At 43.3% G+C, this 12623-nt stretch carries 16 protein-coding genes; 2 read left to right on the top strand and 14 right to left on the bottom strand.

The window, feature by feature from the left end:
• Positions 1-6: 6 nt before the first annotated feature.
• The gene (locus LC454_RS23375) at positions 7-552 is read right to left on the bottom strand and encodes a helix-turn-helix domain-containing protein (RefSeq protein ID WP_223584864.1); all 546 of its coding nucleotides are present in this window, start codon (positions 550-552) and stop codon (positions 7-9) included.
• Between the two features lie 229 nt (positions 553-781).
• On the opposite strand from LC454_RS23375, the gene LC454_RS23370 reads away from it, so the two are divergent.
• On the top strand, positions 782-1048 hold the full coding sequence (locus LC454_RS23370; RefSeq protein WP_223584863.1) for a hypothetical protein: 267 nt from the start codon (positions 782-784) through the stop codon (positions 1046-1048).
• A gap of 10 nt (positions 1049-1058) precedes the next feature.
• Here the strand turns inward: LC454_RS23370 and LC454_RS23365 are convergent, their stop codons facing one another.
• The 5 genes from LC454_RS23365 to LC454_RS23345 all read right to left on the bottom strand — a co-directional run bounded on the left by LC454_RS23365 (position 1059) and on the right by LC454_RS23345 (position 4081).
• On the bottom strand, positions 1059-2129 hold the full coding sequence (locus tag LC454_RS23365) for an iron-sulfur cluster-binding domain-containing protein (protein WP_223584862.1): 1071 nt from the start codon (positions 2127-2129) through the stop codon (positions 1059-1061).
• Between the two features lie 42 nt (positions 2130-2171).
• Positions 2172-2543 carry a hypothetical protein gene (locus tag LC454_RS23360; protein WP_223584861.1) on the bottom strand — a complete coding sequence of 124 codons (372 nt, stop codon included), beginning with the start codon at positions 2541-2543 and terminating at the stop codon, positions 2172-2174.
• A gap of 123 nt (positions 2544-2666) precedes the next feature.
• Positions 2667-2912: a heavy-metal-associated domain-containing protein gene (locus tag LC454_RS23355; protein WP_223584860.1), complete on the bottom strand. Its 246-nt coding sequence runs from the start codon at positions 2910-2912 to the stop codon at positions 2667-2669.
• Positions 2913-3016: 104 nt separating this feature from the next.
• Positions 3017-3352, bottom strand: a complete 336-nt coding sequence (locus LC454_RS23350; RefSeq protein ID WP_223584859.1) for a hypothetical protein — start codon at positions 3350-3352, stop codon at positions 3017-3019.
• Positions 3353-3889: 537 nt separating this feature from the next.
• Complete coding sequence (locus LC454_RS23345) at positions 3890-4081, bottom strand: cold-shock protein (RefSeq protein WP_223584858.1); 192 nt, start codon at positions 4079-4081, stop codon at positions 3890-3892.
• Between the two features lie 711 nt (positions 4082-4792).
• Between LC454_RS23345 and LC454_RS23340 the strand changes: the two genes are divergently transcribed.
• Positions 4793-5941 carry a cysteine desulfurase family protein gene (locus LC454_RS23340; RefSeq protein ID WP_223584857.1) on the top strand — a complete coding sequence of 383 codons (1149 nt, stop codon included), beginning with the start codon at positions 4793-4795 and terminating at the stop codon, positions 5939-5941.
• On the opposite strand, the gene moaCB is transcribed toward LC454_RS23340, so the two are convergent.
• Genes moaCB through moaA form a run of 8 tightly spaced genes read right to left on the bottom strand, consistent with a single transcriptional unit; the run spans position 5938 to position 12619 of the window.
• Positions 5938-6846, bottom strand: coding sequence for a bifunctional molybdenum cofactor biosynthesis protein MoaC/MoaB (moaCB, locus tag LC454_RS23335; RefSeq protein WP_223584856.1), 909 nt, complete (start codon positions 6844-6846; stop codon positions 5938-5940). The two genes, LC454_RS23340 and moaCB, sit on opposite strands and share 4 nt — an antisense overlap.
• 1 nt (position 6847) lies before the next feature.
• On the bottom strand, positions 6848-7288 hold the full coding sequence (locus LC454_RS23330) for a molybdenum cofactor biosynthesis protein MoaE (protein ID WP_223584855.1): 441 nt from the start codon (positions 7286-7288) through the stop codon (positions 6848-6850).
• Positions 7281-8387: a HesA/MoeB/ThiF family protein gene (locus tag LC454_RS23325; protein ID WP_223584854.1), complete on the bottom strand. Its 1107-nt coding sequence runs from the start codon at positions 8385-8387 to the stop codon at positions 7281-7283. Before LC454_RS23325 ends, LC454_RS23330 begins: the two co-directional genes overlap by 8 nt.
• Positions 8388-8389: 2 nt before the next feature.
• Positions 8390-8617 (bottom strand): MoaD/ThiS family protein, encoded by a 228-nt coding sequence (locus LC454_RS23320; protein ID WP_223584853.1) that lies wholly within the window; start codon positions 8615-8617, stop codon positions 8390-8392.
• Positions 8614-9123, bottom strand: coding sequence for a molybdopterin-binding protein (locus LC454_RS23315; RefSeq protein ID WP_223584852.1), 510 nt, complete (start codon positions 9121-9123; stop codon positions 8614-8616). The genes LC454_RS23320 and LC454_RS23315 overlap by 4 nt, the downstream gene beginning before the upstream one ends.
• Before the next feature lie 8 nt (positions 9124-9131).
• Positions 9132-9866, bottom strand: a complete 735-nt coding sequence (locus LC454_RS23310; RefSeq protein WP_223584851.1) for a sulfite exporter TauE/SafE family protein — start codon at positions 9864-9866, stop codon at positions 9132-9134.
• Positions 9867-9872: 6 nt separating this feature from the next.
• Positions 9873-11642 carry a gephyrin-like molybdotransferase Glp gene (glp, locus tag LC454_RS23305; protein WP_223584850.1) on the bottom strand — a complete coding sequence of 590 codons (1770 nt, stop codon included), beginning with the start codon at positions 11640-11642 and terminating at the stop codon, positions 9873-9875.
• Positions 11639-12619 (bottom strand): GTP 3',8-cyclase MoaA, encoded by a 981-nt coding sequence (gene moaA, locus LC454_RS23300; protein WP_223584849.1) that lies wholly within the window; start codon positions 12617-12619, stop codon positions 11639-11641. Before moaA ends, glp begins: the two co-directional genes overlap by 4 nt.
• Between the last annotated feature and the right edge of the window lie 4 nt (positions 12620-12623).

Below are 12623 nucleotides of genomic sequence, written 5' to 3'. Positions count from 1 at the left end.
CTACTGTTATTTCAGTAGCTCTGTTGGTTTTCTGTCCAGTTTTGCCTGTTTAAAATGGCTTGATGTGAAGCCCGTGTATTTTTTTAGTTGGTTGGATAGGTATGCCTGACTGCTGTACCCCAAGGCATAGGCAATTTCCGTCAGAGACATTTCGGTGTAAACCAACAGGTGTTTTACCTTTTCGAGTTTCCTAAAAATAATATACTTTTCGAGCGTTATTCCCTCCGTTGACGAAAACAGGGTACTCAATGTATCGTAATTCTTATTTAGCTGATCGCTGATCAAGGCCGTAAACCGGGTTGGGACTCCGCTTGCCAATTGCATATCGATCCCTTTTTCAACATACTCTTTTATACCATTGATTATCTTCTGTTTCTTTTCGTAAAGCAATTCGAAACCGTTTCCTTTCAGCATCAGTTCCATTGTATTCATCTTTTGAGGCAAATCATCCGTCGCTTTAAGGATGACTTGCCCAAGCATAATGTCCAATACCTCAAAACCCAGGGTCGTCATTTCCCTTTCCAGTACATACACACATCTATTGCACACCATTCCTTTTATTAACAGAGTCGTAGTTTTCATCATGTATTTGTCCCTCTTTTATATCCGGATAAAATTCACCATTTGTATCAAATATGATTATATAATATTCCGGCTTAGATTTGCAAAATTTTGGGTTATTTTCTGTGGTAGCATTAAATATCATAAAATTAAGGGGGAAAAGTATATAGTTAAGACTGTCGATCTTTCTGAATTTTGTAACAGAAAATATGTTAGCAAGATGAAGAACAAAGCAAGTAATGAACATCAGATCGGCAAGATACTGAAAGACTATAATTTAGGAAAAAGTGGTATGGAGCTTTTTGATAAATATGGCGTGTATGGCGCCACGATTTATGAACTGAAAGATAAATATAAAGATGTCGCAATGGATATTCTGGTGGTATTGGTGAATTTGAACGAAGAGAACAATACACTAAAAATGATGTATGCCGATCTCTGTCTGGAGCATCGAAATCTAAAGGAAATGTTGAAGGAAAATTTTTGAGCTGTATGTGTTACTGCAAAGTAACACATACATCCCCAGTTAAGGGATAACTTTGACAGAGCAAAACTATTCCCGCTGCAATATCCTCAGGGGGTAATGCGTCATGACGGGGCATATGAATTGTACCTGTTGTTTTGACTGCCCAACAGGTTCCACAGGTTCCATTGTTGCAAGAACTTGCTACGTTGATATCATGTATTTTCATAGCCTCCAATAACGATTGCCGCGGTTTAACTTCGATAAGTGAAGTACATTCGAATGTTTGTATTTCATCGTCTACATAGCTGTCCTCGTAGTGCGTTACGATTACCTCATTTGTGTTGTCATCTGTTTCAAAATTAGCCAAATCTGCAGATGTCGCATTGAAATATTCCATATGGATATTTTCTTCGGGAATTTTCAGGCCTATCAGGGCATCCCTGTAAAGGTCCATCAGCGCAACAGGACCACAGATATAATAATGTGTGTCATTAATTGCTGCGACAAGCCTTTTGATCACTGATCGGAGCACAAGTAAAGAGAACCGCCCCGGAATATGATTCATTTTTGTTGAAACAAATTCCGGTGCCGTAAAAGAATAGCAGATGTCCAAAGTGCGCTCAGCTTCGAGTGATGTTAATAGATTCAAAAAAATAGTTTCTTCCGGTGATTTGCTACTGTAGATCAACAAAGGAGTATATTTCGTGCTGTCAATACTCTTCAACATCGAAAATAGCGGTGAAATACCGCTCCCTCCGGCAAGCAGAACAACCTGCTGTTGATCTGCAATCTTCTGATCCAGAATAAAATTTCCGAATGGACCTGTTATGTCCCAGGTTTCGATATTTGCGGCATAATCTACGATATAAGAACTCATCTTACCGCCTCCAACCCGTTTAACCGTAATAGCAGGATAACTGTCGGATGGGATGGAACTCAATGAATAGGATCTTATAAGCAATTCGCCATTGATATTAAGCCGGATATTCAGGTACTGTCCGGGCAGGTAGGTCATCTTCTGTGCTGTTGCATCGAAGTATATCGTTACCGTGTCTTCTGTTTCCTTTACAATTTTATGTGTACGCCAAGTATATTTTTTCATTCCACAATTCCTTTTCTGACAATGATTGTAAGTGCCAAGCCCTTATATTTTTTTTTGCTGTCGCCTGATGTTTTCCAGTTTGATTTTTCGGATGCGTTTGAAGTGTGCTGATGTTAACCCGGTATAGCACAGCAATTGTTCCGATAGGTCATTTGATTTTTCATAACCTAGTGCTTTTGCGATCTGTGACATTGGCTGTTCAGTATACACAAGCAGTTCTTTCACCTTTTCGACAATCTGTTTTAGGAAAATTACTTCCAGACTCATATCACATCGGGCAAGGAATAGATTGTTCAATTCCTGATAATCTGTTTTTAGTTCGTTGCTAAGTTCCAGTGCAAATTGGGCGGGTTTTCCGGTTTCCAACCGCGATTGAATAATCTGCTCCGCCACACGATAAACTTTCGTTATCATATCCGGGCACTCATCTGAATTGTATATATTTATCATAGCTCATGTATAAAAGGGGACTTTTTGCAGGGATTCTTACCAATAACGTAGAGAAGCAGATGGCTTGCTTCTCTACGTTATTGTGCATTATCCGCAACAGCCTGTTGAACAACTTGAAGATTTTTCACTACGCTCAGGTATTACGTTGTAGCCTGCGCGCATGATCGCGGACACCAGTTGTTCTTCAATTTCATTACGTTCAATTAAAACAGTAAGTCTTCCAGCTTCCAATCTTTCGATTTTTACATCCTCAAACTCATTAACCACAGCGTTCACTCTTGTTTGACAGTGTGTGCTCTGCATATCTGGTATGCTCAATTCTACATTTTTCATCTTTAATTTATTTTAGTCTTACAAATTTCCTGATTACCTACCGCGGAATTACTATGGTATTTCGGGTAAGAGTTGTGAAATTTACTGATATACTATGCTGGCGACTATTGGTTAATTGTCCTATTTTGAAACAGAGGCAATAGTTTAATCCGACTGTAATCGTTTGCGATATGGTTCCCCTGTTTTGATAAGATATTCATGTACAATTGCTGCTCCTTTGCTGCGACAGCCTGTATTAATGTCGCATATCTTTTGGGCAGAGATAATATGCCCTTATAATAATTATAAAGTATGCTGTTCTTTCTTAGATAAATTGCCCGTAGCAGATTGAGTTCGGCTATCAGATGCGGGTTATCTAGGCCAGCCAAAAGATTACGCGCGATAAGATCATAACTGCGCTCAAGTTCTTCTGAGATAACCAATTCCAAAATAATATTCATATTTCCAAAGAAGCGAAAGAACTTGCTCCTGGAGAGATTTAACACTGAAATAAGATCGGATACTTTGAGCTGCCGTATTCTCTTAGTCAATAAAAGAGACCTGGTATCTGTTATTGACTTCCGAAGAAGATTCGTGTTTTTTATATCATTTTTATTCATGGGAAATTTGCGCTAATACAGTTGAAATAAACCCTGTCAGCAACATAGGCTATGACAAGTTTAATCAAAGGTAAAATTCGCGACAAAATCAAAATTTCACATATGGAATTGCTGAGCTGATTTGTAATATTTTGTTTTTGAAAAAGTACGAAGAACTATGGGTTGTAGTACCACGATGATCAGTCCTTGGCCATCAGCTATAAACGCTGATAGGTCCTATCGGGGATCCACCAGAATTTCGTGAATGACTGATTTGAGGAACAGCTTAAAACGAGCATTAATTGATAAGGGGAGGAGCAAAAAAAAAGTGCAACAGTAATCTGTTACACTTTCTTAGAAGATGCGCCATGCAACTTCGAGATTGAGTATTCTACTTAATTAAGCGATACGTACATTAGTTGCGTTAACGCCTTTTTTTCCGTTTTCCAAATCAAATGTTACGCTATCATTTTCGCGTACTTCATTGATTAGACCGGTAACATGTACGAAAATGTCTTCACCACCATCAGCTGGTGTTATAAAACCGAAACCTTTTGTCTGGTTAAAGAATTTTACTGTTCCTTCTTGCATTGTATTATATATTAGTATTAAATTATTCTTTATTGAACGCTTTGTCATGATAATGCTATCTGACGATTATAAATCTATTTGTTTCCAAGAAATGATGTTTTGTATTTTAATGGGCTTGGGTTTATGCAAGTTCAAAAAAGGTACTTCACCTATTATTTTGACAACAAAATTAGCTTCTGGAAATGCAAAAACTGAGCGGAAAGGGATACCTGACGATTTCAGAAAAGCAAAGGCGGAGCCTGATTATGTTACAAGTATAGGTATAAAATATTGACATATAACAGGTTTTACTTTTTTATTTTTAGAATAAATTCAATTATAGCCTTTACAAAGCATTAAAGCCCTTTTTCTACGACATTTTTTTTGTTCAAGAAAACACACTATTCGACTTATCTATCTTGCTTTAATTGGAATCTGGATCTGGATCAAAATATCATTATTTTCCTGTTTCAGACGCATATTACCCTTCAAAAGTTCCACCCGATTATGAATATCTGATGGAATAACTCGTTTAGACTTGAGCATCCCGATACCGAAGTCGATGCCGATACTGGATTATGACCAGGTTGCAAGCTATATAAATCAGGGGAGAAGCTTTGCTTGTGAATACTTACATTTGTATATTATTGGATTTCTTTACTGCTGCTCGATTTTGACCTACTACATTTCGGTCAATTTAGTAGGAGAAATCACAAAAAACCAAGAAACTACATGGACAATAGCAATTCAAATTTTATCTACCTCGATTATAACGCAACAACTCCCATCGATGAACGTGTACTGCATGAAATGCTCCCATTTTTCGGGATCAGTTACGCCAATCCAAGCAGTACACATCTGTTTGGACTGACCGTCCAGGACGCCATCGAAGAGGCAACGGCGGAAATAGCAATCGCATTGGGTACGCAGGCAAAAAATATCATCTATACTTCCGGGGCTACCGAAGCAATCAATCTAGCCATCCGGGGACTGCAATTTTCTCCGCGGAAACATATCGTCTGCATCGCCACCGAGCACAAGGCTGTATTGGAAACCTGCGCTTTTATGGAACGGATGGGATTTGAGATCTCCTATCTTACTGTGAACGAGAAGGGGATGCCTGATCTGACTTTACTGGCGGAAACCATCAACGAAGATACCGTACTCGTCTGCTGTATGCTAGCGAATAACGAAACGGGTGTTATACTACCCGTGAAGGAAATCACAGAAATTGCCCATCAGCGCAATGCATTGGTCTTATGTGATGCAACCCAGGCTGTCGGCAAAATGTCTGTAGACCTCAGGGAGCTCGCTGTTGATTTACTGGCATTTTCGGCCCATAAATTTTATGGTCCAAAGGGAATCGGGGGACTTTACATTGCTGATCATGCAAAAAAAACGCTACTCCCGTTGATCCAGGGTGGCGGGCAGCAACAGGGATGGCGGGCTGGAACAGTCAATACGACAGGAATTATCGGAATGGCTGCGGCCCTACGCATTGCCGTTAGTGAATTGGAGCAGGAGCAACAGCGAATAGGTCCATTAAGAGATCTGCTGGAGACCGAACTATTGTCTATCGATGGGGCATTCCGAAATGGTAGCCCCATTGATAGGCTTTATAATACAACAAATATTTGTTTTCCCGGTGCGCTTTCCGAACAACTTATCATGCGGCTAGGGCCCATCGCTGTGTCCAGCGGCTCGGCTTGTTCAGCAGTAACCTCACGTCCTTCACATGTGCTCAAAGCCATGGGGCTCCAAGACCTCGACGCGCTGTCTTCCATTCGCTTTAGCCTAGGCAGGCTGAGCCATGAGGCAGAAATCTACCAAACGATCGAACGGGTTAAACAGCATGTTCAAAAATTGAGAAATACAGACTAATGTCCTGTATTTTCCCGAACCTGAAAAACATGGAGAACCTGCGGAAATAGTGCTGCAATGCTCTCCCGTACCCCGTTGGGCGATCCAGGCAGTGTGAGTATCAACATACGGTCTGCAAAACCCGAAATGCCTCTGGAGAGCATGGCCGTCCTAACTCGTTGCTGTCCGTACTGCCGTGCCGTCTCCATAATTCCCGGAATATCACGGGTAATATAAGGGGCCACAGTATCGGGTGTTATATCACGGTCGGAGAGACCTGTCCCGCCCGTAAAAACCAGAAGGTCTATTCCTGTTTGCTGATAATGCTCCACTCGCTCCTGTATTGCAGCGGACTCATCAGCAACCACCGCATAAGCGATATCAAGTAAACCTTGTTGTTCAAGAAGTTCAAACAGGAGCTTACCCGAAACATCTTGTTTGTGGCCCTTGGCGACCGAATCGCTACAGACTACGACTGCGGCTTTGAGCTGTCCAATCCAGGGTAGCGATTCGTTGCTCTTACCGCCACGTTTCTCCAACAGGCGGATACCGCCGATTTCCACGTGCTTGTCCACAGGTTTTAGCATATCATAGATGACCAAGGCGGCGACCGAAGCGCCATGCATAGCCTCGACTTCCACACCAGTTTTGTAAATCGTATGCACCTCGACTTCAATACTAATCTGTAATCCTGTTAAGGAATAGCGAATGGCGGCATACTCGACTGGTAAAGGATGACAGTCCGGAATCATATCGCCCGTTTTTTTTATGGCGAATAGTGCTGAAGCACGTGCAAATTCAAATATATCACCTTTAGGAATCTGCTTTTGCTCGATCAGCCTGATGGTATTTTCGGATGAAACATTTACCGTAGCTTGTGCGATAGCCTTCCGTAGAGTGGCACTTTTATGTGTAATATCAACCATGTTATCTGTTAGTTTTCCATTGATGGGTATCGTCTTCAAATATTTCCTTGCCCCAGATGGGCATTTCTTTTTTAATACGTTCTACAAGTTCTCCACAGGCATCCATGGCTGCGCGTCGATGTGCTGAAGAAGTAAAAACAAAAAAGCAGATTTCACCGACCTGTACCGGCCCTTCACTGTGATAGACATGCATACAGGTCAAGGGGTATTTGTCGAAAACTGCTTCGCGGATTTCCGTCATCTTTACCAAGGCCAGTTCACGGTTGATGCTGTAGTCAATAGACCGAACCGTTTTTCCATCCACCTGATCGGCCCGGATCTGCCCCAGAAAGATACTATGGGCACCAATTTCGGATTTACTGCCGTGCATTGCAATGGTTGCGGCAATCTGTTCAGGAGGAATGGGACCCTGAATAAATATATCGTTTTTTTGTTTAGTCATTTAAATAGTTTTTTAAGGCCATCATACCACCATCCACATGAAAAATCTGTTGGTTGTTGCCTGCCTGCTCATGGAAATACTGGGCCGCCGTCAAACTTCGTTTGCCGCTCTGGCAGATAAAGATAACGCGTGCGCTATTGATTTGTTCTAACTGTGCTGGCAATGCTGTGAGCGGAATGGAAAGGTGATGCACAGGAAGGCGTGGCAATTCGTATAGCTCACGTACATCCACAAGCAACAGATCTGTGGCATGCCATTGCGTAATAAGTTCCGTAGCAGTAATGACCTGGATCTGTACATCTGCTGAAGCGCAATAATGGATATAATCGAAATCTTCTAATGCCTCCAAGGTTTGGGGATAACTGCTGCTTTCGGGAGCCACCTGTGGTATATCAAAAGTAAAGGTACTATGGTCGAGCATATTGACAGTCATCAACTTATTCACTAAAATAACACCAATACCCGTCAATAATTTAATGGCTTCTGTTGCCTGTAAGATTCCGATCATACCGGGCAGTACGCCTAAAACACCGGCCACATTGCAGTCCGGTGCTTCCAATGGACTTGGAGGTCCTGGGAATAAATGCCTGTAGCTTGTCTTGACACCCTGATCATCGGCTACATTGAATACAGCAATCTGACCTTCATATTGATAGATAGCGCCAAAAACCAATGGTTTATCCAGGAGACGACAGGCATCGCACAATAAATAACGGGCCGCGAAATTATCTGTACAATCTAAGATGACATCGTATGACTGAAGTAGTTCGACAGCATTTGCAGACTTCAGTTGTTTAACCCAATACGTAATTTCGATATCGGGATTCTGCAGCCGCAGTTTACGGGCAGCGACCTCAGCTTTGGCCTGACCAATATCAGCCGTATCGTATAACACCTGCCGATGCAGATTGCACAGGTCAATCCGGTCATCATCTATAATGCCGATGTGCCCAACTCCGGCAGCGGCAAGGTACTGTAGGACTGGGCAGCCCAGCCCTCCGGCACCAACGACAAGCAGGCGTGCTGCCTGTAATTTTTGCTGGCCCGCTTCGCCGAAACCTTGTAGCACATAATGTCTTGCATAACGCTCATTCCGCATGTTTATCCTCCTGAATAGGGTGGCATCAAAGCCACGACGTCATTTTCCTGTAATACGACAGGCTTATTGATAATTGTATTATTGACAGCAATCAGCAAGCGACGATGGTTAAGTGTTGTATGCTGACTGGATAATACCGCCAAAAGTTCTTCAGTGTCAACTACTGTGATATAAAATTCCTTCTCCAGAATGTCTGTCAATGCTCCGAATGTCTTTACCTGAACTCTCATTGTCCGATACGTTTAATGTGTATATAACGCAAACCTTTTACATAGCGCCTTCCTGTGGCAATGTCTGCAGCCGAAAGCAGTGCAAAAGGATCTTTTTCCTTACCATTGCTGGCCTGTTCAATATTAGTCACCAATATGGTCTGATCTCCTATTGCCGTATTGAACAGCTCGTTCCATGAAAATACAACCTTATAACCGTCAATGGCCTCACAGACCAGGTAGTATTCACTGAGCACCTTCGGTGATTCGGCTCCAAAAGGAATTTCCTTTAACAGATCTCTGAGCAAGCGTCCCTGGATATTTTTGAGGGTAGAACGATAAGCCCCGGTATGATTATAGATCCGGAGGCTATCCACCGCGGTATGTCTGGGAAACTGTTTGATCTGATCCAGGTTCAGACTGGCCTGTTGCTTTCCCAAAACGGTAATAACAATACCTGGGGACTGTTGTCCATAGAGTACGATACACAGAAAGGATAAAATGAGGGTTGCAAACGTTATTTTCATACCATGAATTAAGCTGTTGTGAACAATAATTTATAGGCTGCCACCAAAAGCACTGTAGCAAGCACATACTTTAATACATCTTGATTTAATTTTTTTGACCCCAGATAAGCCCCCAATAAACCTCCTACGAATGCCACAGCGACATAAGCCCACATATGCGCATTGAATGAGATACCCTGTGTGAGCATACCGCCAAGTCCCGACAATGAATTTACAAAAATAAATGCAGCACTGATTGCTGCAGTCTGTTTTTGATCGGTCCACTTGAGCAGGATCAAAAAGGGAGATAGAATAATCCCGCCACCAATACCAATCATGCCGGATAACAAGCCGACAACAGCACCGATTGCCAGTGCACCAAGGTTGTTGTAAGGTTTTAGTTCATCTTCGGCCGGACTTCGGAAAAAGAAAAATCGAACGATCGGAAAGAGCAGCAGTAGGCCCAGTAAACGTTTGTAGAGATGATCCTCCAAGGTAATCATTCCACCGATGAAAGCCATAGGCACAGAAGCAACTGCCACCATTAGAAACAGATTACATTTAAAATAATGACCTTTGTAATATTGTATAAAAGAGGTCAGCGAAACAAAAAGATTAAGTACTAGCGCCGTAGGTTTCATCTCCTGTGGTGCAATACCATAGAGGGCCATCAAGGCCAGATAACCGCTGGCACCGCCGTGCCCAACAGCGGCATAAAGGAAAGCGAGAATAAACAAAAAAAAATAGAAGAGCTCAAAATGCATGGTTCCCTAGGTTAAAAGATGGATAAAAACTTCGTCGCCTGCGGTGCAGCCTTCCGAATCCTCCTCCAGGATCAACAGACAGTTGGCCTGAGCATAGGATTGCAGCCGATAAGACTCTTGTGCATGCAGGGGTTCGACGGCATGCCCATCATAGTGCGCCTTGAGGAAATGGGTCAAGCCGGGCTTTTTGCTATATGCACGGGTGGTATTTGTCTTGATGCAACGGTTGCGTTCGGGCAGCCGCATAATACGCTCCAACGCTGCTGCAACGTAGAGATAAAAGCAGGTCAAGGCGGATGAGGGATTACCCGGTAGGCCAAAAACCAGTTTCTGCTCCCGTGTGCCAAAAAATAAAGGTTTACCAGGTTTTTGACGGATACGATGAAAATGTTGTTTAACACCACAGCCTTTGGCAACATCCACCACATAATCGTAATCACCTACGCTGACACCGCCGACCAAAAGCACAACATCAGCTTTTTCCAGCGCCCCCTCAAGTGCAGTATGGAGTAGACTTTTGTCGTCGCGCACATGGCTGCTTTCCACGCTGTATATGCCCAACTGCCGTAAAGCAGCTTTGAGCTGATAGGAGTTGGATTCATAGACCTCACCATAACCGAGCGCTGTACCTGTGGATCTAAGTTCATCTCCAGTGAGAATAATATGTACAAGGGGAGCGGCATAAACCATCACTTCGGTACAGCCGATATTGGCGAGAAAACCAATGGCAGCTGGGGTCATGGTCGTTCCGGGAAGCATTGCTATACTACCGGCTTCTACTTCGGATCCTTCAGGACGAACATTGTCGCCCAATATTAGGGCTTCGTCCTGTATAAGAATTGTATTTGTTTTACTTAGCCTTACTTTCTCCTGCATCACCACCGTATCAGCCCCTAAGGGCAGTGGCGCACCGGTATAAATGCGCATAGCCTGTCCACTGCTGAGTGTCCTTACAGTTGTTGTACCGGCAGGGATCTTATCCGCAACGGGAAGTTCCAGCGCCCTGTCCACAAAGCGGAGGGCATAGCCATCCATCGAAGACTGTGCAAATCCCGGAATAGCCTGTGCGGCTATTACCGTTTGTGATAGGGTATAACCCAATGCATCCGGAAGGGCGAGCCGTTCTTCCCGTGGAGCAGGCAGATAATGATGAATGATATCTCTAGCCTGTTGGACACTAATAAACTGATGGGGGAGGCGGAAGTAATCTTCTTGGGTATCCACATCATATTTTGCTGCTTCATAAGGAAATATGATCCGATCATCGAAATGCTGTTCTGCAAGTTTCTTTGCTCCCTGTTGACCTTCGAGCTGCATGAGGCTATCAAAGTATTTTTTATCAAAAAGAACCGGTGCACCCCATGTTCCTGAAAAACCTGTTGCGACAATGCCCTTACCGCTGCTATCGGCAAGTTGAATAAGCTGCTGAAAGACATGTTGATCCACAAAAGGCTGATCACATAAACTAATGATACAGCGGTCAACCTGTGGCTGATTTTTTAAAAGATCTTTTAACCCAACAATGATAGAAGTGGATAAGCCTGCCATCCAATGTGGATTGATCGCAACACTGACCTTACTATTTTGCAGTACTGCATGAATCGGATCGGGATAAGCGCCGATAACAACACTTACGCTAACATCCGGAACGGCCATGGCTGCTCTACTGATGCGCTTCAACAAAGGTTCACCTTCAAACTCAAGCAATTGCTTGGGAAGACCGAGTCGCGAAGAATTGCCCGCCGCCAATATAATTATGCCTGTTTGTTTTGTCATCCACCAATGGTTATCATACTCCGATTTTTCAGAAAATCGGTGTCTATCTGTTCAAAATTCATCATTAATTGTCCACCAAGTTCCTTGGACTTAGACCGTATATTTTCCTGGATCAAAGGCAACACTTCGCCGCCAGCTCGTAAAGTTGTCAACAGATCTGTTTCGCCTTGGGAAAACAGACAGTTTTTAAGTTTACCATCCGCCGTGAGCCGTATCCGGTTACATCCCGCGCAGAAGGGTGCGGTCATGGTGCTAATCAGCGCAATACGCCCTGCATGACCGGCAATTGAAAATGCTCTGGCTGTATCGTGAGGGCCCGCGGGAATGGGGTCGGTAGGATAGAACATATGAATTTGGTGGAGGATATCGGCTTGTGTATACACTTGGTTGCTACTCCATTTGTTTCCGCTAAACGGCATAAATTCAATAAAGCGGATTTCCAAAGGTGTATTTTCGGTCAAGGCGACAAAATCGAGAATTTCATCGTCGTTGACACCTTTCATGACAACCATATTGATCTTGGTGCGGATTCCATTTTGCAGGAGCAGATCAATATTGTTACGCACACGGTCAAAGTAATCTCTCCGGGTGATCTGAAAAAAACGTTCGGATCGCAAGGTATCCAGACTGATATTGATGCTTTTGAAATTCGCCGCCACAAGCTGGGGCAGCATGTCGTCAACCCGGATGCCATTGCTGGTCATATGAAGTTCAACAGGAAGTTGGGATAAGCGCTCAATAATAACCGGAGCATCCTTTCGCACCAAAGGTTCGCCACCTGTCAGACGGATCTTGCTGATGCCCTGATCCACAAACAATTTGGCTAGTAGTTCGATTTCGTCCACCTGCATCAGCTGACCATGGGGTGTAAAACTATATTCTTCCTCCGGCATACAATAAAAGCAGCGCAGATTGCAGTTATCGGTAAGCGATATCCGTAAATAGTTGTGTATGCGTCCAAATCTATCCTTGAGCATGGTA

Origin of the sequence: Sphingobacterium sp. GVS05A (genome assembly GCF_019969845.1) — a bacterium.
Classification (GTDB): Bacteria; Bacteroidota; Bacteroidia; order Sphingobacteriales; family Sphingobacteriaceae; genus Sphingobacterium.
Note: the sequence above shows the minus strand (reverse complement) of the source record. Positions and strands in the feature narration are given on the sequence as shown.